Source organism: Helicobacter burdigaliensis, assembly GCF_003670295.1.
GTDB lineage: Bacteria > Campylobacterota > Campylobacteria > Campylobacterales > Helicobacteraceae > Helicobacter_D > Helicobacter_D burdigaliensis.
Map to the genome: position 1 here is coordinate 55,013 of NZ_QXJG01000007.1, position 25,664 is coordinate 80,676.

Consider the following 25,664-nt stretch of genomic DNA (forward strand, 5'->3'; position numbering starts at 1 on the left):
TTAGTATTAAGTGTATCTTATAAAAATCTTATAAAGATGGAGCAAAATTATGGAAGCATACTAAGGAGATAAAATGCTAAGTGATTTTACAAAACTACAAACTTTTATGATAGTTGTTAAAGAGAAAAGTTTTTCTAAAGCCTCTTCAAAGCTTGGAATTTCACAACCTGCTGTAACCCAACAAATAAAATTTATCGAGCAATATTTTAATACTAAAGTAATTAATCGTAAAAGAAATGGTATTCAGCTAACGCGGGATGGGGAAAATTTGTTGATAGTGGCTCAAAAAATTGAGAAATTTATCGCCTTGCAACAAAAAGAAATGATGAAGACAATTAAAAGAGATGATAGAATTAAAATTATGAGTTCTTATACAATTGGAAATTTTTTATTGCCAAAATGTATTGATGAAATCAAAGAAGAGGTATATTCAAATATTGATTATAGTGTTAATACATCAAAAGAAGCCATTGAAGGATTGTTAAATAAAACTTGCGATTTGGCTTTGGTAGAATCTATGATAAATAATGATAATATTGTATATCGTGAGTGGGTAGAAGATGAATTAGTTTTAGCATCAACTAGTCAGCTTCCACGACTTATTAGAAGAGAAGATTTGTATTCGCATAAGTGGTTAATTTTAGCCCCTAGCACACAAACTTCTCTTGTTATTCAAGATTATTTAGAAAAATTAGAATTAGATAAAGATAAGCTTAATATTATAGGAGAATTTGATAGCTTTTTAGAGATTAAAAAGAATATACTCAAGATGAAGGAGAAGCATGGAGGGGATTTGATGACTTTCTTGCCTTATTTGCATATTAAAGATGAATTGCAAGCAAGAGAGCTTTTTACTACTAAAATTAGAGGCTTAAAGTGTAAAAGAAAGCTTTATGTGGCTAGTTTAAAAGAAAGACGCAATGATGCACTTATAGAAAATATTAGTGATTATATTGTGTTTAATACAAAAGTGGCTTTGCATTAAGCCTTAAAAACTTCTAAAAACAACGATAAAGAAAAGGGATTGCAACTAAGATAGCTGTGAATCTCTTTTGGATTGTTGTCAAATTTTCTTACAAAATTCCAAAATTCTTCTTTATGGTGTGGAAACTTTAAATGTGCTAATTCATGGATTATGATTTTATCAATAATATGTTTTTTTAAAAATACTAAGCGGTAGCTAAAACGCAAAGATTGAGTGGCTTTAGTGCAACTTCCTAGTGTTTTAGTGGCACTTGTATAAGAGATTTTAGCAGGAAAAAGCTCTAATCTTGCACTAAGAGTTTCTAGGCTTTTTGCAATATAGAGTTTTAGCTGTGTAGAGTAAAATTTTTTAAGTATTTTGGTTTCTTGATGAAAGATGAAGTCTTGCCAAATTTCTTGTAGATTTTTTTCTTGCAAATTGTCAAAATCTATCCATTCACCAAAAAGGTAAATTTTATTCTTTAAAAGTTCTTTTTTAAAACCCTCTTTTTTGGATAAAAGGAGAGAGGATTGTTCTTTAATCCACTCTTCATTTTGTAAGATAAAATTTAAACATTCTTTTTTGCTAGTATATTTTGGGGCACTAAGGTGGAGAAAAGTGGGGGATTTTAGATGAAGACGCAGGGATTTATAGTTTTTACTTTTTATAATTTTTAAAGTAAAGTTTTCTAAAATCATAAGGGTTCAAAGCGGTTTTGTTTTGCTTTTAAAAGCATAATTTCATATTGCACTTGATGGTTTTTTATTCTTTCTTTAAAGTATCTTTTAGCATTTGGAATCTCTTTTGTGTAAAAATGCTCCAATCCAAGTGCAGTGCTATAACTAATCCAGTCATAAGAAAGATTGCTATGCAATAGTTGCATTTCTTCAATAAATTGCGAAGGAAGTGGCATAATAGAGTTTGCAAGAATCATATTTTTTCTATCGCGGTTTTGTGTAAGTGATAGGAAGGAAGGGTGGTAATTAATCTGTGTAGAATAGGTGCTAAAGGGTTCAATATCATTATAAGTGATTTGAGAAAGAATAATGCTAGAGTTTGTAACAGGGGTATTTAAAAAGATTCTAGAGCCATTTAGCGTGGATTTTAGGCTTTTAATTTGTTTGTTTAGGTTTTGAGTGTCCTTAGAGCTAAAAGGGGTAGAAAAAAGTAAATTAGGATTATGAAGTTTTGTGTATTCTTGAATCTTTAATCCCACATAACTTGTATCATAGAAGCTTATAGCATTTACTTCAGGATTTAAAGAAGAAAGGGTTTTTATTTGTTCTTCATAGCTAATTCCGCCAAAATTTAAATGAGGGGAGGGAGAATCTATTTGGCTAATATGAATGCTTGGAATGTAGATTTCAAGATCAGTAGGGATTTGATTTAGAGTTTGTGTGCCATTTTGAGTAAAAATTGCAATGACTTTCATAAAGCCTTTGGCTTTAATTTCTTCTAAAGATTGAGTTATGTTTTCAAACTCTTCTCCTTTGCTATCAAAAACCTCAAAATTAAAAGGATTTTTTTGGCTTAAAAGATAGGCTAAAATTGTGTTTGAAGCAGAAAGAGAGTAGCGTCCTATGGTTTGACGGGGTATTAAAAGGGCAATTTTGAAAGTGGGTTTAGATGTAAAATAAGGAAGATTTGTGATATTTAATTCTACTAAAAGCCCTTGAAGCAACTCTAAAAGTGAATTTGTTTTGTTGTTGTCGTTAATATTTGCAATAAAAGAAAAAACAAGACCTTTTTCATAATAATCTTTAAGACAGCTGCTAGAGCAATATTTTGTTTCTAAATTGATTACTTCGCCCTCAGGTAAAGGAAGAGGGGAGAGATATTGACTTTTTGCAAAGACTAAATAAGGAAATAAAAAAAGAATAAAAAATAATTTTTTCATAAATATCCTTTAAGGGTTAAAAATTCCTTGTGGGCTTGTGTTTTTAAAGAAGGTTTTTTGATTAAATCTCCCAAAGAAAAAGTGGGAAAGAGCAGGTAATCTTTCCATTTTAAGATTTTACCTTGCACTCTTTTATAGTCTTCCCCATCTTCACTGATAGCAAAATATGCTTCTTGCCCTAAAATTACAATAATTTTAGCATTGCAAAATTCAAGTTGCTTATGCACAAATCCCATACACAAATTAAGAGAATCTCCTCTGTTTTGAATAGCTATATCACATTTTAGCAAAGAAAGTATAGAAACTTCTTTAAGAGAGAGTAAAAAAACTTTTGTAATGATATTGTATAGCATTACAGCCATATTAGAAGAGAAGCGTAGATTAGAATCTAAAAGGGGTTGCATACTTAAAAAGACAATTTTTGAATCAGGATTGCAAATGCCAAGATTTGGAGTTGAAAGTCTTTGGGGGCAGAGTTCGCATTTTTGTATAAGAAAATCAAGTTCTTTTTGGGAGCGGATAGAGTTTGCAAAATTGCTTTTTGGCACTAAAAAATTAGGATTTATAAAATGATAATCTAAAGATTGTAATAGATAAAGTTTTTTTAATTCTAGAGCTAGGCGAAGTTTTTGCAAAAAATTATATCCTTATTTTGTAAATTATATTCTAATTATACAAAAAAACTCTCAAGAAACATTTTAAGAATAAAAATTAAAAAGTTAAAATTAATGGAATAATTTTTGCTTGTTTTATTGCAACAAAAGGAATTAAAAGTTTATGCAAGGAACGCTTTAAAAAGGAATAAAAATGTATTATGTGAATGCAAAAGGAGGTTATAGCTCCTATATCAATGGCGTAGAGTTTTCTAAAGAAACACAACAGGCATTAGCATCAAGAAATGATGAAAATAGGCGTTTAAGCACAACTTCAAGTCAAGATGAAACTTTTGAAAAACAAAGGTTGATAGAAGAAGCAATCGCACAGCTAAAGCAAACAGGAAGCGTGAGTGCAGAGATTGCTTCTAAAGTGGATGTGGAAAGTATTAAAAAAAGCTTAGAAGATCAAACACAAGGCGAATCGAGTGCATTATCTATGATAGGTGAAGGAAAGAGTGAAGAAGCAACAAAAGCAAACATTAAAGACGCACAAGGCCCTACACCTATGGGATTAAATCCAAGTTTGGATTCTAAAGGAAATGCAGCACTTTCACAATTTGTTCTAGGCAAACTAAAAGATGATGGAGAATCGCAAAAAGCAAAAGAAGATATTAAGCGTTCTTTGCAAAATGAAGAACAGGTTTCAAAAGGAGAAGGTGTATCAAAAGGTGAAGCAGAAGGGATAAGATGGCTTGATAAAAACCTAGTAGATTCCACTTCTAGCAAACCAGAATCTATAAGCGAAGAAATTAAAAATGCTTTTAATCCCCTAGAAGAGGACAAGCAAAGCGAGCAAGCACAAAATACTATAAGTTTTGTAGATGAGGTAAGTGGTAAAAAGGTTAATATTCCTCTAACAGAAGAGAATGCAAAAAAATTAAAAGAAAAATTTGGTTCTTTAGAAGAAGCAGGAGAGTATATTAAAGGGTGGTATTATGAAGCAGCCTATTCTTCAGGATATTTAGAGGCTGATAAAGATGGAGATGGTAAGATTAGCACCGAAGAGGGCATTCATCTAAAAACACTTGTTTCTTTGAAAAATGGTGAGACGCATTCAGTAGCAGAGAGAATCCCAGGGGGCGAGGAGGCTCAAAAGAAATTTTTAGAGGAAGTGGGATTTATTGATAATATAGCAGATTATATTAACCACAATATTGAACGCGATACAAATTTAGATGGAAGCTTGAATCTAAAAGAGCTTATGGGAGAAGATGGAGAGATTACTCTTTTTAGAACAGGTGGGGAAGATTCAAACACCATAGATGTGTTTGTACTAAAAATGTATAGTTTTGATGTGGGGAGTTCTTTAGATGATATTTTCGTTAATATGGGTAAAGATGCTCTAAAAACACAAGAAGAAAATCAAGACAAGAACCAAGAAGATAATAGCGAGGCAAAAAGTGAAGAGGAAATTGCAGCCATCAAAAATGCAGAATTGCAAAAATGGTTGCAATTAGCCAAGCAAAAAGACGACGAGAATTATCTCAATTTACTAGATGAAGCAAAAAAAGAAGAATTGCTAAAAAGCGATACAATTTTGCAAAATCTATTAAAGAGCGCTTAGTAAGATTATATATTTTAAGTATTTTAGAAGAAGATAAAAACTTCTAAAATACAAACTTATTGTTTGTTAAATTGAATGACAAACTTATTGTTTTTTACAATTATGGGGTAAAGTTCTTTTGTGTTAAGATCAATCAAAAAACATTCTTCACCATTTTCAAGGGAGTGGCGTTCTTTGGGATAAAGGAGCAAGCGACGCTCCACTTCCTCTAAATCCTCACACAAAGCACTTAGGCCAAACATTACAAGTTTATAAGAAAACTCTTCCATATTAATCTAAAGAAGTAATTCTTGCAACACCACTATCAATAGCGGCTTTTGCTACTGCATTAGAAACAAATTCACACAATCTTGGATCAAAAGGTGAGGGGATAATGTATTCTTTGCTAAATCCACATTCTCTTTTGTGAATGCTCTCTAGTTCCTTTTTAATCTCTTGTGGAATTTGCTCTCTTGCTAAGTCTGCTAGAGCATAGGTAGCTGCTAGCTTCATTTCTTCATTGATACATCTTGCTCTTGCTTTTAATGCACCTTTAAAAATATAAGGGAATCCTAAAACATTATTGATTTGGTTTGGATAGTCGCTTCTTCCTGTGGCGATGATAGCATCAGGACGCACTTCTCTTACAATCTTTGGGCTAATTTCAGGAATAGGATTGCTCATAACAAAAATCATAGGATTTTCATTCATACCTTCAATATCTTTTGCTTCTAAAATATCAGCTCGTGATAGCCCTAAAACCACATCCGCTCCATCTAACGCTTCCTTGTAGCTATTAATTTCTCTATCTACAATAAATTCTTTTTTAAATCCGGTAAGATTATCTTTTCTATGAGTGGTAATAGCACCCTTGCTATCAAACATTACAATTTCTTTTGCACCGAGTGCTTTGGCAATTCTAGCACAAGCAATTGCCGCACCTCCAGCACCTAAAACAACAATTTTTAAATCTTTAATCTCTTTGTTGGCTAGTTTAGCACCATTGATAATCCCGGCAGCTGAAATAATCGCCGTTCCATGCTGGTCATCATGCATAATAGGAATGTTTAGAATCTCTTTTAAACGCGTTTCAATATAAAAACATTCAGGCGCTTTAATATCTTCAAGATTGATACCGCCAAATGTAGGAGCGATCGCCCTTACAATATCAATAAATTTATCAGGATCGTTCTCATCCACTTCAATATCAAAAGCATTAATGTTTGCAAATTTTTTAAAAAGGACAGCTTTGCCCTCCATTACAGGTTTTCCAGCAAGTGCGCCGATATTTCCTAAGCCTAAAACAGCAGTTCCATTTGAGATTACTGCAACTAGATTGCTTTTTGAAGTGTATTCATACGCACTATAAGGATCTTTTTGGATTTCTTTGCAAGGCACAGCAACGCCTGGAGAATAAGCCAAAGATAAGTCGTATTCATTGTTTAATGGAGTGCGTGGAACGACTTCTATTTTACCACCTTGATGATAGGGGAGGGATTGCGGGTAGGTTTGCTTTAAATCTTCCATAGGGGGAAACCTTAATTATAAAATTTTGAAAGGAATTTAAGCAAAAAAAAAATAAAAGCTTGGTTAAAGCCACTTAAAATTTTATTAAAATTTTATAGGATTTGAAAGAAAGTTACACTATAAAGCAGTTAAATAAACTCTAAAATTTTAAAAAAAAGCTTTTGGATTTGTAGGGATAGTTATCAAACTTCAACACATCCACATTGCCTTGTGTGCGAGAATCTTTAGTGATTAAATCTTCATAGTTGAAAAATTTTAAATCATTCTTTTCTAGTGTAAAGCGTGTTTTGATTTGATTTTCGGCTAAAGTTTGAGAAAAAGTGCCTGTAAATTTTGTATTTTTAAAGCTCATTTTAGAGCTTTTTTCTATGGCTTTAAGAAGTGGATTATTTAGCATTAGTTCTTTACTGGAAAATAAGATTTCTTCAAGTCCATTGTATTTTGTGAAAGTAAAATCCCCAACACCTTTAAAAAAGTGCGGATAATTGAAGATTTTATAAATTTCAGAAGTGGAAATGTTAGAAAGGTTAAAAAATAGTCGGTCATTCATATTCAATATTGTTGTTTCTATATTTTGGTTATTTTGTGTAATTTCTCCTTTTAAAAACAGATTAGATTGACTAAGACTTCCTTGCAAATTGAGCTCCCCACTTGGCAGACTTTTATTGTTAAAAGAAATGTTTTGCAATTTTGGAATTTGCAATGAGATGGGGGCTTTTATATCGCTTAGCAAAGAATAAGAGGCATTTTGTATCTTTAAATTTAAAAGATTAGAGTTAAAATCTAAATTTAAAATTCCACTTCCTTCTGCTAATTCAAGGCTTGAGTAGAGTTTAAAAGTGGTATGTGGGAATCCTAACTGTGTTTTTTCTTCTATGAGTGGGCTGTTGATAAAAAGATCTTTAGAAACTAAAAGTGCAGTTCCTGAAATTCCTTTGTTAAAATCTCTAAGATTGAGATTGACATTAAAAATCCCTTCAAGATAGGGTTTTTCTCCAAAGAACATAAAGAGATCTTTTGCTTGTAGATTGTTTGAGTGCATTTGGAGAGTTTTTGGATAGAAATTGTCTAAATTAAGTGTATAGTTAAATTTAGATTCTTGCAAGCTTAAATCCCCTGTTGTTAGCATATTGTTTAAATCCCCTTTTAATAAGCCTTTGATAGCAAATTTACCTTGAATGGGGATTTTGATAAATGCAGAGAGTGGGGCAAGGCTTGAAAGATTTGCATTGTAATTTGTATCTGTTGTGAATGTTTTAATTTGCGTGTTGCCTTGAGTTTTGATTTCCCCTAAATTAGAATAAAAATTTAATTGATGTTTTAAGAGATTATTTTCAAGATTAAGCGTTAAATCTGCCATAAAGTTTGTGGTAGGAATTTTTAGGTTAAACTCTTCTAAAAAGGTTTGGCTAATCGCATAACCTCCTTGTAAATTTACATTTATATCGCCTTTGGGTATGTGATTTATCCATTGGATCTTAGAATGAATGTCTAAAAGCCCTTCAGCATATTTTTTCTCTTTTAGAATCTCTAATGCAGTAGAAAGAGGAAAATTTTTAAAATCTAAATTTAGAGTTTGTGGGGTAAGATAGGAGAAAGTCATATGCAAATCTCCACTATTTTCTAAAAATCCTCCTTGCCCTTCTAAAGAATAGTTTTGAAAATTACCTTTGATTGTTCCATTAAAAAGAAAATTATGAGGTAGATGCAAAGATTTGTTGAAGGCTTGAAAATCAAATCCTTTAGATTCTAATAAAAGATTTAAATCTAAATTTTGTGTAATGAGCGAATAATCACCCGCTAGAATTAAAGAAAGATTTTTATCCTCGCTATTAAGATGTAGATGAATCTTTGTAGGTGTGATGGAGAACTCTTCTTCTATCCATTTTATAGAAGTTTTTTGTTCTAAGGAATTTAGGAGATAGTTTAGTGCAATTTTATTCCCTAAAGGAGTAAAAAGAAAACCTATGCAACAAAGTAGTGCTATTAAAAGAAAAAAGATTCCCCAAGCGAATTTTAAAAAGATCCCTTTTTTCTTGTATGCAATTATCCCCATATCAATTGCCTCAATTTATTTTTTGGTGCAACGGAGCTTACATTGCTCAGCAGCAGAAGTGCCTTTACCATATTGAAGATTGCAATCTTGCAAACAGCCTTTTACTTTGATAGCCTCGCACATACCGCGTGCTTTTTCACATTCATCTAAACAAACACGCCTACTTTTGCCTTGTTTTGCACATTTATTGAGGCAGATTCTTTTAGCTTCATCGCAGTTGGAGCTTCCATATACTAAATTGTTATCATTGTTGCTAGAGCAACCACTAAAACTTAAAATTCCGATACTAATGATTAATAAAACAATCTTTTTCATAAAAAAAGTTTATAAAAAAAAAGTTAAAAAAAGCTTTAATGTCTAGTAAAATAATGCTTATTTAAAGCTATGTAGAGTAAAATTACCAAATTTAAATTGAATAAAGCTGTTTTTAAGTAAAAGAGGACAAAAAGTATGGACTACAAAGAAACTTTAATATTGCCTAATACAAGTTTTCCTATGCGTGGGAACTTACCAGCAAATGAGCCAAAAACTTATGAAAAATGGAATAAAAGCGATCTTTATGAGAGAGTTTTGCTAAAGAGAAAAGATGCGACAAAAAGATTTTGTTTGCATGATGGACCTCCTTATGCTAATGGGAATTTGCATATAGGACATGCCTTAAATAAAATCCTTAAAGATATAATTATAAAATACCATTATTTTCAAGGGGAGAAAATTAATTATACGCCCGGTTGGGATTGTCATGGATTGCCCATAGAGCAACAAGTAGAGAAAAAGATTGGTAAAGAAAAAAAGGAAACTTTGCCAAAGACAAAAATTAGAGAGTTATGCAGAAAGCATGCACAAGAGTTTGTGGAGATTCAAAAAAAAGAGTTTTTAGAGCTTGGAATTTTGGGGGATTTTGAGAAGCCTTATAAAACTATGGAATTTGCTTTTGAGGCTGAAATCTACAAAGCTTTATGTGAAATTGCCAAAAAAGGACTTTTAAAAGAGCGTAGTAAGCCTGTTTATTGGAGTTGGGCTTGTCAGACTGCACTTGCAGAAGCAGAGGTAGAATATGAAGAGAAAGAAAGCGATTCTATTTATGTAGGTTTTCCTTTGCAAGAAGATGCTCTAAAAGTGTTAGGTGTAGAAGGGGAAGTAGTTTGTGTGATTTGGACGACCACTCCTTGGACTTTACCAGCAAATAGTGGAATTGCTCTCCATCCTAGCGAGGATTATGCACTTACAAAAGATGGCAAAATAGTTTTAGCCTCACAAGTTGAAAAGCTTCAAACTTTAGGAATCGTAGAACAAGAAATTTTAAAAACTTTCAAAGCTGCTCTTTTGGAGAATACCTATGCAATCAATCCTTTAAATGGTAGAGATTCTAAAATTATCTTAGGAGATCATGTAGGGGTGGGCGATGGAAGTGGATGTGTGCATACAGCACCAGGACATGGGGAAGATGACTATTTTGTAGGATTAAAATATGATTTGCCACTTCTAATGCCAGTAGATGATTATGGAAGATATGATGATACATTGATTAAAGAAGGATTATTTTATAGCCCTGATGAGTTTGTAGGGCAGTTTGTTTTTGATACACACAAAAGGATTTTTGAGCTTTTAGGTAGCCATCTTTTGCATCATAGTAAAATTAAACATTCCTATCCGCATTGTTGGCGATCCCATGAACCTATTATTTTTAGGGCTACACAACAATGGTTTATTATGATGGATGAGCCTTATACAAAAGAGGGCAAAACCTTAAGAGAAGTTGCACTAAGCGAGATTGATAATACAAGATTTTATCCAGAACATGGAAGAAGAAGAATAAGATCTATGATTGAAAATCGTCCAGATTGGTGTATTTCAAGACAGAGAGATTGGGGAGTGCCTATTGCATTTTTTAAAAATAAACGCAGTGGAGAAGTGCTATTAGATGAAGAAGTGCTTAATTTTGTAGCAGATATTTTTGAAAAAGAAGGTTGTGATGCGTGGTGGAGCAAGGAAGTAAAGGAGCTTTTACCTTTGAAATACTCTAATGAAGCGGAGCATTTTGAAAAGGTGCATCATATCTTAGATGTATGGTTTGATAGTGGAAGCACTTGGAAAGCGGTTTTACAAAGTGGGAGATATAGAAGTGGGGGCTATCCTGCTTCTATGTATTTAGAAGGTAGTGATCAGCATAGAGGGTGGTTTCATAGCTCCTTGCTTGTAAGCTGTGCAATTAATGAAAAAGCACCCTATAAAAGCATTTTAACGCATGGTTTTACAATGGATGGAAATGGTAACAAAATGAGTAAATCCAAAGGAAATGTGATTGCACCAAAAGATGTGTTAAAAGAGTTTGGAAGTGAGATTTTAAGACTTTGGGTTGCTATGAGTGATTTTCAAAATGATCAAAGAATCTCACAAGGAATTTTAAAGCAAGTGGGCGAAACTTACAGAAAAATCCGCAATACTATTAGATTTTTGCTTGCAAATGTAGAGGGTTTAGAAGCCTTAGAAGTGGAGAGTTTTAGTCAAATAGATTTGTGGATTTTAGAGCGTGCTAGAATTTGTTTTTTAAATGTGAATAAGCTATTTGGCGAATATGAGTTTTCTAAAGGCTTACAAGAACTTATCTTTTTTATCACAACAGAGCTTAGTGGGATTTATTTAGATTTATGCAAGGATAATTTGTATTGCAATGCCAAAGGTAGTAAAGTTAGAGAGGCTAGTAGAAGTGCTATGGCAATTATTTGTGGAAGGATTTTTGCACTTTTAGCCCCTATTTTAACTTACACGATTAATGAAGCCTTAGAGCATAATAACTCTAAAGCTCTAATGGAATGTTGTGGCACTAAGGAGGGCGATGTATTTGAGATTTTATATTTACCTATGCCACATTTTGCATCTCCTAAAGTAGATTTTGAAGCACTTTTAGATCTTAGAAGTGCCTTTTTAGAGCAGATTGATGTTCTTAAAAAAGAGGGCAAGATTAAATCTACATTAGAAGTGGATTTACAAATACCACAAGATAAGCAAGATTTTGAGGAGCTTAACTTGTGGCTTATGGTGAGTGCAATCCATACAGAATCTGTTAATGAAGTTTTGGCAACTTTTAGCATAGAGGGCAAGGAATATAAGATTTTAAAAGCAGTGGGGAAAAAATGCCCAAGATGTTGGCAATTCACTTCACAGGCTGAAGAAGAACCATGTGCTAGATGTCAAGAGGTTTTAAAATAAGCGAGATACTATGGGAGATTTTTTTGATTTAACTAAGCCTGTTGGCTTAGATGAAACTTGGGTAAGTATTTTTGTTGTTACTTTTTTGATAGCTTTTTTATATTTTTTACTCAAAATAAGGATAAAAAATAAAACATAATTTAAAAAAATAGTATTTGTTTATCGTTTGTTGTTTTTTTAAGCTTGTGGTTATGCTCTTTATAGTAAAATGCAGAGTTCTCTAAAAGAAAAGGGAAATCTTTAGTAAAGAAGGAGCGTATATGCAGGCAAATTCTGCGTTAGAGTATGATTATTCTATTGCAAAATTATTTCTTTTTGCAACAATCGCATTTGGTATTGTTGGCTTGTTATTAGGTGTTGTGGTTGCCTTTCAAATGGCATTTCCATCACTCAATCATTTAGCAGGCGAATTTGGGACTTTTGGTAGGCTTAGACCTTTGCATACAAATGGTATCATTTATGGATTTACATTGAGTGGTATTTGGGCGGCATGGTATTATTTGGGACAAAGAACTCTTAAAATTTCTTACCATGAATATCCGTTTTTGAAATTTATTGGTTATTTACACTTTATTCTTTATATTATTTTGATGGCTTTAGCAGTGGTAAGTCTTTTTGCAGGACTTAGTCAATCTAAAGAATATTCAGAATTAATTTGGCCTTTAGACTTATTAGTAGTTGTAGTTTGGGTGCTTTGGGGAGTAAGCCTTTTTGGTTCTATGGGTGTAAGAAGAGAGCAAACAATTTATATCAGCCTTTGGTATTTTATTGCCACTTTTGTTGCAATTTCTGCACTTTATATTTTTAACAACCTTTCTATTCCTACTTATTTAGTTTCAGGAGTGGGTTCAATTTTCCATTCTATTTCACTTTATGCAGGGACAAATGATGCAATGGTGCAATGGTGGTTTGGACACAACGCGGTTGCTTTTGTATTTACTTCAGGGATTATTGGGATTATTTATTATTTTCTACCTAAAGAATCAGGACAACCAATTTTTTCTTATAAGCTTACGCTATTCTCATTTTGGGGATTAATGTTTGTTTATATTTGGGCAGGAAGCCACCACCTTATTTATTCAACTGTGCCAGATTGGATGCAAACAATGGGTTCTATTTTTTCAGTTGTATTAATTTTGCCTTCATGGGGAACAGCTGTAAATATGCTCCTTACTATGAAAGGACAATGGCATCAATTAAAAGAATCTCCTTTGATTAAGTTTTTAATTTTAGCATCTACTTTCTACATGCTTTCAACATTAGAAGGACCAATTCAGTCTATTAAATCCGTAAATGCTCTAGCACACTTTACAGATTGGATTGTAGGACATGTTCATGATGGTGTATTAGGTTGGGTTGGATTTACAATTATTGCTGCATGTTATCATATGACACCACGCCTCTTTAAGCGTGAGATTTATTCTAAGAAGCTTATGGATATGCAGTTTTGGATTCAAACTATTGCGATTATCCTTTATTTCTCAAGTATGTGGATTGCGGGTATTACGCAAGGTATGATGTGGAGAGGAACAGATGGATTTGAATATATTGCTTATTCCTTTATTGATACTGTAACTGTATTATTCCCATATTACACAATTAGAGCAATTGGTGGAGCTATGTATTTATTAGGATTTATTATCTTCACTTATAATATTATTATGACCATTGTTGCAAGTAGAGAGCTTGAAAAAGAGCCAAATTATGCGACTCCAATGGCAGCGTAAAGGAGGGTTTGTATGTTTCATTGGTTAGAAAGAAATCCGTTTTTCTTTACGGTAGCATTTTTATTAGTGTTTTCAATCGCAGGGCTTGTAGAAATCTTACCAGATTTTGCAAAGGCATCACGCCCTACAGAAAATCTTAAGCCTTATACACTTTTGGAAACTGCAGGAAGGCAAATTTATATTGCTGAAGGATGTAATACTTGTCATTCACAACTCATTCGTCCTTTAAAGGCAGATACAAGTCGTTATGGTGCAAGAAGTTTAAGTGGTGAATATGCTTATGATAGACCATTTTTGTGGGGTTCTAAAAGAACAGGACCAGACTTACATCGTGTAGGAGATGTGAGAACAACAGATTGGCATGAAGAGCATATGCTAAGTCCATCAACTGTTGTTCCAGGTTCTATTATGCCAGCTTATACGCATTTATATGAAAAGAATATAGATGTAGATACTGCTTATGCAGAAGCTTATACGCAAAAGAAAGTTTTTGGGGTGCCTTATGATACAGAAAATAATCCAAAACTAGGGGATTTAAATGCAGCTAGAGAAGAAATTTTAGCAGAGGCTAAGATTTTAGCACAAGATATGAAAGATCCAAAAATTAAAGAAGCGTTAGAAAAAGGCGAGATTAAGCAAATTGTTGCATTGATTGCTTATTTAAATAGTTTAGGACAAAAAAGAAGGGCGAATTAATCGTGGAATATGAAACTATAAGAGTATTACAGGGCTATATTTATTGGTTTTTGACAATTGTTTTGGTAGTTTTTCTTTATGGATATATCTATCATTTGTATAAAAATCAAAAGAGTGGCAAAGTGGATTATGAAAAATATTCAAGATTGGCTTTAGATGATAATTTAAGCGATACTCTTGTAGAAGAGAGAAATACAAAAGAAAAGAAGGAGAGCTAAAATGGAATGGTTAAACTTAAGTGATAGCGTTAATCAGATTGCATTGATTGGTGCTGTTGCTATTTTGGCTTTGACTATCTTTGTGGTAGGTAACTATATTAAAAAAATGAAAGATAGCAAAGCAGAGGGTGAGCTGACAGAAGAAGAGTGGGATGGTATTAGAGAATTTAAAAATAATATCCCTGTTGGTTGGGGAGTAACCTATTTAGTGTTAATTGTTTGGGCATTATGGTATTGGTTTGTGGGTTATCCTCTAAATTCTTATTCACAAATTGGTGAATATAATGAAGATATTAAGGCTCAAAATGCAAGATTTGAAAGCAAATGGGCTAATATTGATGAAGATACTTTGGTAAAAATGGGACAAAATATCTTTTTAGTGCAATGTTCGCAATGCCATGGTATTACTGCTGAAGGAAATAATGGAATTGCAGGGAGAGCTATTGCTGCAAATCTAGTAGAATGGGGCAAAGAAGAGGGTATTATCAATACTATTAATAATGGCAGTAAAGGTTTAGGTTACATGCTAGGGGATATGTTGCCTATTTCTGAAGTGGCTCCAGGTGTGCTTGATAATGAAGAGGATAAAAAAGCAGTAGCTGCTTATGTAATGGGCGAATTATCCGCTGTTAAAAAGACTAAATATCCTGAATTAGTAAGCAAAGGTAAAGAGCTTTACACTGCTGCAACTTGTAATGCTTGTCATGGAGAAGATGGCACAGGTATGGGCGGAATGGCGCCAGATTTAACAAAATATGGAACTCCAGATTTTGTCGTAGAAGTGTTGGAAAAAGGGAAAAAAGGACATATTGGAACAATGCCTTCTTTCAAACATCAAATGCTAACAGATACACAAAAGAAAGCTTTAGCACATTTTATTTATTCTAATGAAAATTAAGGGAGGTTTGTATCTATGAATGGTTTATTTGGTTTAAATGGACTTGGAGGTTACATTGTAGCAGTTGTCTTACTGCTTTGCGTTGTGTTTGGGTTGGGTTATAAAGCAGTTGTTACACAACAATCACAAGCACTCAATCCTTATGTGATTGAAGATATTAATAATATTAAAAAAATAAGCGTAGAAAATAAAAAGCATTTTCAAGATGCAAAAGCTTCCAATAAGGAGTAGTTTATGATTAAATATAGTGGCTTAGAAAAAATACTTTTTATTGCAAATGTTGTGATTGCAATTGTTTCCATTGCGGTTGTTTTTATTCCTGATATGCTTTTATATTTGGGCTAATGAGGAGTTTTAAAATCATTATAGGGATTTTATCCCTATGGATTTTTAGTATAAGTTTAAATGCAAAACCTTATATTTTAGAGAATAAGGGAATGCTTATAGAAAAAACAATAGCTTTTATGCAAACACTTTCCTTGGAAGTTTATGAAAAAACAGGGGTAAGTATGTATGTTGTTGCTCTTGAGGATTTAGAAGATAAAAGTCTTCAAGAGAAAGAACAAGTCTATATTAAGACATTACAAGAGCCTTATGTGTTGTTATTTTTTGTAAAAAATGACAAAAAGATTGATATAGTAACTTCCAAAGATGCAGAAAAGATGTTTGATAAACGCGAAGTTTATTGGGATTATATTGTGCCTTTAATCCCCTTAAAAGATGAAGAGCTAACACAACAAAATATTTCCGCTTTTTTATTAAATGGTTTTGTAGATATTGCAGATAGGATAGCAGAATTTCATAAAGTGGAATTAGAACACAGCTTTCCAAAACAAAATAAAGGTGTGCAAATAGCGACAAGAACGGCACTTTATGTGATGATGTTTGTATTGCTTGTGTTGTTTTTGTTTGTATATCTAAGGAGAAAATGATGAAAAAAAACTATTGGCCATTGGGGATTTTTATGCTTGCTATGGTGGTTGTAGGATTGATTGTTCTTACTTTAAGAATGGCATTAACAAATCCAGTAGAATATACTATGATGTGTGGATGGAAGCCTCAATATGTTGATGAAAATATCAATGAAATTACAATAGCAAGAAACTCTTTTTTACAAAAATATAATGTGGATTTTGAAGGCAAGATGGAGCCTACTAAGGAAGAGTTTAGGCGTCTTTTTGTGAGATTAAAAGATAAAAATGATAAAATTATTCAAAATGCAAATGTAGAGTTTTTTTTGACACGCCCTCATACCGCTAAAGAAGATCAAAACTTAGGAATGGGAGAGCTAGTGGAAGGCTTATATGAAAGTAAAGATTTTAGTATAGAGCGTTTGGGGAAGTGGGAGGCTCAAGCTCTAATTAAAATAGGAAAAGAATATATTTGTATTACAAAAGAATATAAAGTGAAATAAGGAGTAATAATGGCTTGTGTTTTACAAATTGGTGCAGGTGGCGTAGGTGGCGTAGTGGCGCACAAAATGGCAATGAATAGAGATGTTTTTTCTAAGATTATCCTAGCTTCTCGCACAATCTCTAAATGCGAGGCAATCGCAGAATCTATCCGTTCTAAAGGACTTGGTGAGATTATTTGTGAAAGTGTAGATGCAGATAATGTCGATTCTATCGTAGCTTTAATTGAAAAATACAAGCCAAAGCTAGTGGTAAATGTCGCACTTCCTTATCAAGACTTAACTATAATGGAAGCGTGCCTAAGAACAAAGACGCATTACTTAGATACAGCAAACTATGAGCATCCAGATTCAGCACATTTTGAATATAAAGAGCAATGGGCGTATGATACGCGTTATAAAGAAGCAGGAATCTTTGGGCTTTTAGGGAGTGGATTTGATCCAGGCGTTACCAATGTATTTTGTGCGTATGCACAAAAGCATTATTTTGATACAATAGAATCTATTGATATACTAGATTGCAACGCAGGAGATCATGGCTATGCCTTTGCTACAAACTTTAATCCAGAAATAAATTTAAGAGAAGTGAGCTCCAAAGCAAGATTTTGGGTAAAAGATGAGAAACTAGCATTAAATTCAGATCTTAAAAAAGATACTATTTATCGTAAGTTTGAGAGAGAAGAAAAGCACTTCAAGCTAGAGGCAAACACACAAGATTTGAAAAATGAAAGCTATTTTAATGGAGAGTGGCGAGATGTCGCTCCACTTGATTTAATGAAAGAGTGGGAATACCCAGAAGTAGGCGTGAAAAATAGCTATCTACTTTATCATGAAGAGTTAGAATCGCTTATCCGCAATATCAAAGGCTTAAAGAGAATTCGCTTTTTTATGACTTTTGGAGAATCTTATCTTACACATATGAAGTGCTTAGAAAACATAGGATTTTTACGCGTAGATGAGATAGAGCATAATGGGCAAAAAATCGTGCCTATCCAAGTGTTAAAAACCCTTCTGCCAGATCCAGCCTCTCTAGCCCCTAGAACCAAAGGACAAACGCATATAGGTTGCTATATCAAAGGCAAAAAAGATGGGAAAGAGAGAACAATCTATATCTATAATATTTGCGATCATGAGGCGTGTTACAAGGAAGTAAATGCACAGGGAGTTAGCTATACCACAGGTGTGCCAGCGATGATTGGAGCAAAGCTGATATGTGAGGGCAAATGGGGAATGAATCAAAGCAAAATGCAAAATAATGCAGATAATAGCGATATGCCAAAAGGTGGGGAATATCAAGGAGTAGATAATGGCGCAGAGCTTTATGTGCGAAAAAATGGAGTTTCTAGCGTACAAGCAGAAAATAAAAATGATGAGGGTTATCAAGGACAAAATTCTAAGATTTTAGATGAGAAATTGGTATTGCGAAGTTGCGAATGCGGAGATAAGACTACGGAGTCTATCGCACAAATGAGCAACAAGCTTAACGATTTATCACTAAAAGCTGAATTTTGCGGTGGTGGCGTGTGGAATATGGAGCAAAACGACCCTGATCCCTTTATGGCAGAGCTAAACAAACAAGGACTTCCATATGTGGTATGCGAGATAGATTCTAATGGAGAGAGAAAAGTGCTAGAGGATGGGAGGAAGTAAAATATTTTATGCAATTTGTAAAAAATTGCATAAAAAGCTTTATAGACTAAATTAGCTTTATATAACACAAAGGGGCAAAATGACACTGCAAGAAATTTTAAAAGACAGCGATTATAAATTAGATTTATTCAATAAAGATTCTATTACCAAATTAGAATCTAAGATCACTGCCAAGACAAACAAAAATAATCAGATCACATATCATATAAATTGCCTTATTAGAGATAAGGAAATTAAGCTGACCCCAGAAGAGATCGTGCGACAGCTATATATTGATAAACTTTTAAATGAATATAACTATCCAACAGATATGATAAAGGTTGAATTTGGTGTGCATTTTGGACGCGAGGTAAAAAGAGCCGATATTGTGATAATGGATAAAATACAAATCACAACCCCATACATCATTATAGAAGTAAAAAAGCCAAAATTAAAAGATGGCAAGAACAATTAAAAAGCTATTGTAATGCTACGGGCGCAACCATGGCTGTATGGTGCAATGGTAAAGAGATTAGCTATTATCATAGAAAAGACCCAAATTATTTTGAATCTATTCCAAATATTCCTACATCAAACCAGACATTACCAGATGTTTTGAAAGTAAAATTTACCTTTGGTGATTTGATTAAAGAAGATATTTTAAAAAATCAAAAGCGAAGTTTAAAGAATTTGATTAAAGAAATGGAAGATGAAGTTTTAGCAAATGCTGGAGTTGATGTCTTTGAGGAGTGTTTAAGCTTATATTTATAAAACTTTTTGATGAACTAGAAGGTGCAAGAGATAGAGCAAAAAGCTTAGAATTTAGAAATTATGGAGAATCTGATTCTGAACTTAAGCAAAAAATAGAAAAACTCTTTGATAAAGCAAAGAAAAAATGGGAAGGTGTTTTTAATAATGATGAGAAAATTAAACTCTCTCCCTCTCATCTAAGTGTATGTGTATCATCGTTGCAGGATGTAAAGTTATTTAACTCAAATTTAGAAGTGATTGATGATGCTTTTGAATATCTAGTGAATAAATCTTCAAAAGGCGAAAAAGGGCAATATTTTACTCCGCGTTATGTAATAGATATGTGTGTAAAAATGCTAAATCCCAAAAAGGAAGAAAGTATGATAGATACTGCGAGTGGAAGTTGTGGATTTCCGATACATACTTGTTTTTATGTGTAGCGTTCAATTTATAAAGAAAGAGGTATAGAGGCAAGTCATCTTTTTACGGCTGAAGAAAAGATTCCTGAATGTCAAGATTATGTACAAGAAAAAGTTTTTGGTATAGATTTTGATGAAAAAAGCGTGCGTGTGTCAAAAATGCTTAATCTAATTGCAGGTGATGGGCATACAAATGTTTTATATTTAAATTCTATTGACTTTGATAGATGGGATGAATGGGTAAAAAATGATGAAGACTGGCAAGATGTGTATTTTGAAGGATTTAAGCGATTAAAAAATCTAAGAGCAGAAAAAAATCAAAATAGAGATTTTAGTTTTGATATTTTAATGGCAAATCCACCTTTTGCAGGTGATATAAAAGAAAGCAGGATTCTAGCGAGATATGAACTAGGTAAAAAGGAAAATGGCAAAGCCCAAAGTAAAGTAGGAAGGGATATTTTATTTATTGAACGCAATTTAGATATGTTGCGTCCTGGTGGCAGAATGGCTATTGTTTTACCACAAGGGCGTTTTAATAATTCAAGCGATAAATATATAAGAGAATTTATCGCACAAAAGGCTAGAATTTTAGCAGTTGTTGGACTTCATGGAAATGTCTTTAAGCCACACACGGGGACAAAAACAAGTGTATTATTTTTGCAAAAATGGGATGATAAATTATGTCCAAAGTGTGAGGATTATAATATATTCTTTGCTACGATGAGTGAGCCTAGCAAGGATAATTCAGGTGAAAAGATTTATTACCCACTTTTAGATTCTCACGATCATTTAGTTGTAAAGCATGATTTGTTTCATCCGCATTTAGAAGGCGATGAGCCTATAAAACAGAAAGACGAAACAAAAGAAGAGTTTGACAAAAGAATGCAAGAATATAAGCTAAATATAGAAAAATACAAAGACTTGCAAAAAGATGGCATAGCTGAAGCCTTTATAGAATTTGCAAAGAGTGAGAATTTGAGTTTTTGGAAAGAATAGAAAGTGAATTTTGAGATTTTTAAATTTTATAAAGAAAATATGAAAATTGATTATTTTTCCTATTTTATTAAATGCTATCTTGCATTAAATGCTTATTTGCAAACTAAATATAAAAGTGGCAATGATAGAGAAAAAATAGATAACTTAAAAGATGAGGAAATAGTTTGTAAAAGATTTATGGAGCTTTTGGGTAATGAATATTTTTTAACACTTTAAAAAGTTTACAACAAAGTCTTTATGGAGCTCAAATAGGTGGTAAAAATATTATTAGTTTTGAAAATGTAAAAATACAATCTTTTCAGAATAAGCAAATAAATGAAAAAATTAATAGAATTACATTTGAATTGCAAATATTAGCCGGTAAAAATGAAAGGGTAAAATTTATATGCATAAATACAAAAAGTAAAACAATAGCAGATAAAACTTGCCAATATTCTAACTTAGATCAAGAATTAAATAATACCATTCTTTCAAAAACGCAAAGAGATACCGTAAAATCACTTTTTCAAAAAGAAATTTCACAATACCATAAAAATTTAACCGCAATTATAAATCAAAATGATATTAAAGATGAGGATAAAAAAATCATTTATAAAGGTTTTATTGAAATTGTTTATCTTTTGAGAAATTCTTTATTTCACAGTCAAGTGGATCCTTCGCAAGAGAATATTTACAATGTATATAAAACAGCATATATGTTATTGAAAGATTTTATAAATAAGCTACCCATAGAGGAGTAATAATGAGTAAAAATATAAATCAAATATTACAAGAAAAATATCCACATTTAGAAGTAAGCGTATTAAAGCTTAGTGAAGCTCAAAAGGATAATGAGAGTAAAAGAATAGATTCTGAATACTTTAAGAAGGAGTATTTGGAGAATGAAGTAATTATTAAAATGAAAGATGATTATGCTTTTTTAGAAAATTTCATTGCAAAAATGACAGGCGGTGCTACCCCACTTGGAGCAGATTATCCAGACAAGGGTATTCCATTTTTAAGAGTGCAAAATATTATGCAAAATTATTTTAATCTCGAAGATATTGTTTATATATCGCAACAAGATGATGAATATTTAAAAAGAAGTCGTTTGAAGTTCAATGATGTTCTTTTGACAATAACTGGGATTTCTTATGGAAAATCAGCGGTTGTAGAAAGAGACTTGGTTGGAGCAAACATTAATCAGCATTCCGTAAAAATTGAAGTAAAGAATATAAATCCATATTTTCTATCTACTTTTTTAAATTCTAAATTTGGAAAATTGCAATCCGATAAAAAAATTACAGGAGTAACAAGACCAGCATTAGATTATCAATCCATTAAGAAGTTTCTTATTCCCATTCTCTCTATAGAATTTCAGCTAGAAATTCAAATTTTGGTAAAAGATTCTCACAAAGCATTAGAAGAAAGTAAGGAATTGTATAAAAAAGCAGAGGAAATGTTATATCTTGAGCTAGGGCTTAATCCAAAAAATCCGTTACAAAGTTTACTAGATTCTAAAATAGATCATTCTGCAAAATCACTCAATATCTCTATACGTACTCTAAAAGAATCTTTTCTAAAAACAGGAAGATTGGATTCTGAATATTATCAAGTAAAATATGAAGAAATTGAGAAAATAATTAGAAACTATAAAAATGGCTTTTGTTATTTAAAAGATTTGATTGATAATTTTTCAAGTGGTTTTGCATTTTCAAGTGATGATTATCAAAATACTGGAAATCTCCTATTGATTAGGATTAATAATATAAAAAATGCTACGCTAGATTTAAGTAATGTTATTTATCTTAAAAACGAAGCCTACAATTTAAGCCCTAAGGATAAAATTAAAAAAGGAGATATTTTAATTTCTATGTCTGGTAGCATTGGCTTGTCTTGTGTGGTTAGAGATGATATATCGGCTATGGTTAATCAAAGGATTTTAAAAATTTCTATTAAAAATTTTAATAGTGATGTTTTGGTGTTGCTTTTAAATTCCTTTGTTTGCAAAATGCAATTTGAAAGAATTGGCACGGGTGGGGTTCAAACAAATCTTTCTTCAACAGATATGCAAAATATCCTTATCCCTAAAATAGATACCAAAACTCAAGAAAAAATCGCAAATCATATACAGGAATCTTTCAAGCTAAGAACAGAAGCAAAGGCACTACTAGAAGAAGCAAAAGCAAAAGTAGAAACTGCTATTAGCGGGGGGGGGGGGTAAATCTCACCCTTTATAAGCTAGAAATTTTTAGAATTTATTTCCCTAGGATAAAGTCTAAGCTAAGAGATTCTAAAAGGGCTTATTGTTTAGGTAAGTGGAAGCTTTTGGAAACTTTAGGGATTGTTTGTGGCTCTAGGGTAGATGAAGAAATAAAAGAAAAACCCAAAGATTCTGCATTCAATATCACTATTTGCAAACTTAGTAATTCTTTTGTCGGCGGAAAAATAAAAATGGCACTAAGAAAAATAAAAATGGCATTTTTCTGCCAATTTTATCTTTCTTCATACCTTAAACTTAAACATTTTATTTTGCGATTAGTTTAAATAAAAATCTTTATTTTGATTTAACTCAATCTTTATAACATTGCCTTTATTATCAAAAATAATGTGGGCATTTTGGGTGTATTCTCCTAAAAGATTACTTTTTGCTTTGAAGCTTTGTAAAATATAGATATAGTTTCCATTCTCTAAAATTTTATATTTATCACTCATAAACTCATAACTTTCAACATCTGTTGCATAAATGGGTTTAGATAACTCTTCTTTAACTGCCTTAATGCCTAATATATTTTCTTGATTGTTTTTATTAAAATTACCCATTACAAAGCTTGGATCTGCATATTTAATTGGCTCTTTATTGCCAAGAGTAAAAGTAGTTTGGCATCTCTCTGCACCAAGTGTATAAGATACATTTTGGGGATTTTTAAGTGTCCATACTTCATAGAACACACATTCTTTAAATTGTATAGGGTCAATTTTAAATTTTGGCTCTATATTTGAAGCTTGTATAATAGTATCTCCCATACTTATATTTTCATCAATAGCCTTTTGCATTTTTGTATAAAATTCTGCTTTATCTGAATAAGTCTTATCATAAAAAGCTTTATGAATATCTTGTTGCACATCTAGTGTTGTAGTATCTTTAGAATACTCACTGCTACCACCACAACCTACTAAAAAAATTAATGCCAATGCACTGATTGCTTTATACATTTTATAATCTCCTGTAATTAAATTCATAAGTTCCAATAGATTTGTAGCAGTAGGCATTAGAGCTTTAAGCGTTGCGATTATGACTAATCCTATTGGACTAATCATAGGCGGTATTGCAATAGCTGCTGGACTTATTATAATGAATTGGGAAAAGGTTAAAGGCTGGTTTATGAGCTTTATAAACTGGTTAAAACCCTTATGGCAACCCATAGCAAATTATATAAAAGCAGTGTTTATGGGTTGGGTGAATGCTTTTAAATTCTTTGGTAATATTTTTATAAGTGTTAGCTCACATATTGTTAGCTTTTTTAAAGCAGTTTTTGCTCCTATTAAAGACTTTTTTGTAAATGTATTTTCTCCTATCGGGGAATTTTTATACAATCTTTTTGGTGGGTTTTTTGATTATATTGCAGAAAAATTAGCTTGGGTGGGTGATGCAATTAGTGGGGTTAAAAATGCCATTGGTGGTGCATTAGATTTTATAGGTTTAGGAGAGGATGAAGAAAAAGAAGTTAAGGTGGCTAAAGAAGAAGCAGAAGTTAAAGACAAAGGAGGATTAAAAGTTTCTCAAAGCTATGTAGAAGACTTAAAACAAAGGACAAGCACCAAAGTTCCACAAACTTCACAATCTAGCCAAGCATTTAGCCAACCTCTTCCTATGCAAAGCACCCCTTATGCTCTTAATCAAAGTGTAAGTGTGCATGTAAATGGAAATTTTAATATTTCTAGTAAAGAAGGTGTGTTTGATTTAGGAGATTTTGCAAAAGAAGTGCAAAGGAAAGTGTTAGATGCACTTAAAAAGCAATCCCAAATCAAAGCAAATATTACAATTTATGGATAAAAAATGACAGAAATTACTATAAAAGGTCTTGATAATTTTTTTAAAGCTTGTGGGAAATTTATAGATTTGCAAAAGCATAGTGAGCCTATTCTTTTAGGTGCAGGAAAAACTATTGAAAAAAGCATTAAAGAATCTTTTGTTAAAGAAACTAGCCCCTTTGGGGAGAAATGGAAAGCACTAAAACCCTCAACCCTAGCTCAAAAGAAAAAGGAAGGTAAAAACAATGGAATCCTAAAAAGAGATGGGGCTTTAAGTGAGAATTGGAGCACAGAGTTTGAAAAAGGAGAAGTTATAGTAACTAACAACAGCCAAACCAAAAGTGGTTTTAAATATGGAGTGGTGCACCAATGGGGAAATAAAAAAAGAAAAATACCGCAAAGAGCTTTTTTGCCTATTAAAGCCAATGGAGAAATACAAAAAGATGTCAAAGAAGTGATTAAAAATGATACAAAAGACTATATAAAAAGTATTCTTTAAAGGGTGGCTAAAGCTAAGAAGCCTAGCCCAAGAAAACTAGCAAAAGCATTATAGCTTTAAAACAATATTTAAAGCTATTTTATTTCATTTTAAAAGGATACTTATGGAAAATTCACTTAAAATGAAAACTAGCACACTTAAATCTACAAAGCTTAAAGCTCCATTGTCCAGCTCCGCTAAAGCTACGCGTAGAACTACGCTAAGAGCTCCGTTTGCTTGGGTTGGTGGAAAGAGTGCATTAGCTAAAGAGATTATTGCTTTAATGCCAGAGCATAAAAGCTATATTGAAGTTTTTGGAGGAGCATTAAGCATTCTTTATCAAAAAGAAAAATCCAAAGTAGAAGTGATTAACGATATTAATGATGATTTAATTAATCTCCATCTTTGTATTCAAAACAAGCCTGAAAGTCTAGCAAATGTATTAAATTCTATGTTTGTAAGTAGAAAAATCTTTTATATGCTAAAAAATAAAGAGTTACAACCAAGAAATCAATTAGAAAGAGCAGCATTTTATTTTTATCTTATTCAAAATTCTTTTGGGGCAAAGAAAG

The 25,664-nt window shown here is 32.3% G+C and carries 26 protein-coding genes and 2 pseudogenes; 20 read left to right on the plus strand and 8 right to left on the minus strand.

Going from position 1 to position 25,664, the window contains the following annotated elements:
• The first annotated feature begins 73 nt into the window (after positions 1 to 73).
• Positions 74 to 985 (plus strand): LysR family transcriptional regulator, encoded by a 912-nt coding sequence (locus EBF09_RS04275; RefSeq protein ID WP_121763898.1) that lies wholly within the window; start codon positions 74 to 76, stop codon positions 983 to 985.
• On the opposite strand, the gene EBF09_RS04280 is transcribed toward EBF09_RS04275, so the two are convergent.
• Genes EBF09_RS04280 through EBF09_RS04290 form a run of 3 tightly spaced genes read right to left on the minus strand, consistent with a single transcriptional unit; the run spans position 982 to position 3,496 of the window.
• Positions 982 to 1,662 (minus strand): YgjP-like metallopeptidase domain-containing protein, encoded by a 681-nt coding sequence (locus tag EBF09_RS04280; RefSeq protein ID WP_121763899.1) that lies wholly within the window; start codon positions 1,660 to 1,662, stop codon positions 982 to 984. The genes EBF09_RS04275 and EBF09_RS04280 overlap by 4 nt on opposite strands.
• Positions 1,659 to 2,861, minus strand: a complete 1,203-nt coding sequence (locus tag EBF09_RS04285) for a hypothetical protein (RefSeq protein ID WP_121763900.1) — start codon at positions 2,859 to 2,861, stop codon at positions 1,659 to 1,661. Before EBF09_RS04285 ends, EBF09_RS04280 begins: the two co-directional genes overlap by 4 nt.
• The gene (locus EBF09_RS04290) at positions 2,858 to 3,496 is read right to left on the minus strand and encodes a uracil-DNA glycosylase family protein (protein ID WP_121763901.1); all 639 of its coding nucleotides are present in this window, start codon (positions 3,494 to 3,496) and stop codon (positions 2,858 to 2,860) included. The genes EBF09_RS04285 and EBF09_RS04290 overlap by 4 nt, the downstream gene beginning before the upstream one ends.
• Positions 3,497 to 3,668: 172 nt before the next feature.
• On the opposite strand from EBF09_RS04290, the gene EBF09_RS04295 reads away from it, so the two are divergent.
• Positions 3,669 to 5,081, plus strand: coding sequence for a hypothetical protein (locus tag EBF09_RS04295; protein WP_121763902.1), 1,413 nt, complete (start codon positions 3,669 to 3,671; stop codon positions 5,079 to 5,081).
• Between the two features lie 56 nt (positions 5,082 to 5,137).
• Here EBF09_RS04295 and EBF09_RS04300 read toward each other — a convergent pair whose 3' ends face one another.
• From EBF09_RS04300 to EBF09_RS04315, 4 genes are all read right to left on the minus strand, one after another.
• A complete protein-coding gene (locus EBF09_RS04300) occupies positions 5,138 to 5,350 on the minus strand; it encodes a hypothetical protein (protein WP_121763903.1) in 213 nt (70 codons plus the stop codon).
• Between the two features lies 1 nt (position 5,351).
• Complete coding sequence (locus EBF09_RS04305) at positions 5,352 to 6,587, minus strand: malic enzyme-like NAD(P)-binding protein (RefSeq protein WP_121763904.1); 1,236 nt, start codon at positions 6,585 to 6,587, stop codon at positions 5,352 to 5,354.
• Positions 6,588 to 6,726: 139 nt separating this feature from the next.
• Positions 6,727 to 8,643: a translocation/assembly module TamB domain-containing protein gene (locus EBF09_RS04310; protein WP_121763905.1), complete on the minus strand. Its 1,917-nt coding sequence runs from the start codon at positions 8,641 to 8,643 to the stop codon at positions 6,727 to 6,729.
• 15 nt (positions 8,644 to 8,658) lie between these two features.
• Positions 8,659 to 8,958, minus strand: coding sequence for a hypothetical protein (locus EBF09_RS04315; protein ID WP_121763906.1), 300 nt, complete (start codon positions 8,956 to 8,958; stop codon positions 8,659 to 8,661).
• Positions 8,959 to 9,093: 135 nt separating this feature from the next.
• On the opposite strand from EBF09_RS04315, the gene ileS reads away from it, so the two are divergent.
• The 15 genes and pseudogenes from ileS to EBF09_RS04385 all read left to right on the plus strand — a co-directional run bounded on the left by ileS (position 9,094) and on the right by EBF09_RS04385 (position 23,126).
• Complete coding sequence (gene ileS, locus EBF09_RS04320; RefSeq protein WP_121763907.1) at positions 9,094 to 11,856, plus strand: isoleucine--tRNA ligase; 2,763 nt, start codon at positions 9,094 to 9,096, stop codon at positions 11,854 to 11,856.
• Between the two features lie 260 nt (positions 11,857 to 12,116).
• Positions 12,117 to 13,583, plus strand: a complete 1,467-nt coding sequence (ccoN, locus tag EBF09_RS04325; RefSeq protein WP_121763908.1) for a cytochrome-c oxidase, cbb3-type subunit I — start codon at positions 12,117 to 12,119, stop codon at positions 13,581 to 13,583.
• A gap of 12 nt (positions 13,584 to 13,595) precedes the next feature.
• Positions 13,596 to 14,279, plus strand: a complete 684-nt coding sequence (gene ccoO, locus EBF09_RS04330; protein ID WP_121763909.1) for a cytochrome-c oxidase, cbb3-type subunit II — start codon at positions 13,596 to 13,598, stop codon at positions 14,277 to 14,279.
• 2 nt (positions 14,280 to 14,281) lie between these two features.
• Positions 14,282 to 14,497, plus strand: a complete 216-nt coding sequence (locus EBF09_RS04335; protein ID WP_121763910.1) for a cytochrome c oxidase, cbb3-type, CcoQ subunit — start codon at positions 14,282 to 14,284, stop codon at positions 14,495 to 14,497.
• Position 14,498: 1 nt separating this feature from the next.
• Complete coding sequence (gene ccoP / locus EBF09_RS04340) at positions 14,499 to 15,395, plus strand: cytochrome-c oxidase, cbb3-type subunit III (protein WP_121763911.1); 897 nt, start codon at positions 14,499 to 14,501, stop codon at positions 15,393 to 15,395.
• A 15-nt stretch (positions 15,396 to 15,410) separates the two neighbouring features.
• Positions 15,411 to 15,626, plus strand: coding sequence for a DUF4006 family protein (locus EBF09_RS04345; RefSeq protein ID WP_121763912.1), 216 nt, complete (start codon positions 15,411 to 15,413; stop codon positions 15,624 to 15,626).
• A 233-nt stretch (positions 15,627 to 15,859) separates the two neighbouring features.
• Positions 15,860 to 16,327, plus strand: a complete 468-nt coding sequence (locus EBF09_RS04350; RefSeq protein WP_232817653.1) for a TPM domain-containing protein — start codon at positions 15,860 to 15,862, stop codon at positions 16,325 to 16,327.
• Complete coding sequence (locus EBF09_RS04355) at positions 16,327 to 16,809, plus strand: hypothetical protein (protein ID WP_121763914.1); 483 nt, start codon at positions 16,327 to 16,329, stop codon at positions 16,807 to 16,809. The genes EBF09_RS04350 and EBF09_RS04355 overlap by 1 nt, the downstream gene beginning before the upstream one ends.
• Positions 16,810 to 16,818: 9 nt before the next feature.
• A complete protein-coding gene (locus EBF09_RS04360; RefSeq protein ID WP_121763915.1) occupies positions 16,819 to 18,456 on the plus strand; it encodes a saccharopine dehydrogenase family protein in 1,638 nt (545 codons plus the stop codon).
• Positions 18,457 to 18,535: 79 nt separating this feature from the next.
• Positions 18,536 to 19,206, plus strand: a pseudogene (locus EBF09_RS09330) (type I restriction enzyme HsdR N-terminal domain-containing protein).
• Between the two features lie 260 nt (positions 19,207 to 19,466).
• A pseudogene (locus EBF09_RS09335) lies at positions 19,467 to 20,600 on the plus strand (HsdM family class I SAM-dependent methyltransferase).
• 3 nt (positions 20,601 to 20,603) lie between these two features.
• Positions 20,604 to 20,816 carry a hypothetical protein gene (locus EBF09_RS04370; protein WP_121763916.1) on the plus strand — a complete coding sequence of 71 codons (213 nt, stop codon included), beginning with the start codon at positions 20,604 to 20,606 and terminating at the stop codon, positions 20,814 to 20,816.
• A 128-nt stretch (positions 20,817 to 20,944) separates the two neighbouring features.
• Positions 20,945 to 21,340 carry a hypothetical protein gene (locus EBF09_RS04375; protein ID WP_121763917.1) on the plus strand — a complete coding sequence of 132 codons (396 nt, stop codon included), beginning with the start codon at positions 20,945 to 20,947 and terminating at the stop codon, positions 21,338 to 21,340.
• 2 nt (positions 21,341 to 21,342) lie between these two features.
• Entirely contained in the window at positions 21,343 to 22,803 is a 1,461-nt protein-coding gene (locus EBF09_RS04380; protein WP_121763918.1) for a restriction endonuclease subunit S, read from the plus strand.
• 104 nt (positions 22,804 to 22,907) lie between these two features.
• A complete protein-coding gene (locus EBF09_RS04385; RefSeq protein WP_121763919.1) occupies positions 22,908 to 23,126 on the plus strand; it encodes a hypothetical protein in 219 nt (72 codons plus the stop codon).
• Here EBF09_RS04385 and EBF09_RS04390 read toward each other — a convergent pair.
• Positions 23,118 to 23,900, minus strand: a complete 783-nt coding sequence (locus EBF09_RS04390) for a hypothetical protein (protein ID WP_232817654.1) — start codon at positions 23,898 to 23,900, stop codon at positions 23,118 to 23,120. The genes EBF09_RS04385 and EBF09_RS04390 overlap by 9 nt on opposite strands.
• On the opposite strand from EBF09_RS04390, the gene EBF09_RS04395 reads away from it, so the two are divergent.
• The 3 genes from EBF09_RS04395 to EBF09_RS04405 form a co-directional block, all read left to right on the plus strand.
• Complete coding sequence (locus tag EBF09_RS04395; protein WP_121763920.1) at positions 23,875 to 24,636, plus strand: hypothetical protein; 762 nt, start codon at positions 23,875 to 23,877, stop codon at positions 24,634 to 24,636. The genes EBF09_RS04390 and EBF09_RS04395 overlap by 26 nt on opposite strands.
• Before the next feature lie 3 nt (positions 24,637 to 24,639).
• On the plus strand, positions 24,640 to 25,113 hold the full coding sequence (locus EBF09_RS04400; protein WP_121763921.1) for a phage virion morphogenesis protein: 474 nt from the start codon (positions 24,640 to 24,642) through the stop codon (positions 25,111 to 25,113).
• 103 nt (positions 25,114 to 25,216) lie between these two features.
• The coding region (locus tag EBF09_RS04405; RefSeq protein ID WP_408609807.1) for a DNA adenine methylase at positions 25,217 to 25,664 on the plus strand (448 nt) is incomplete at its 3' end.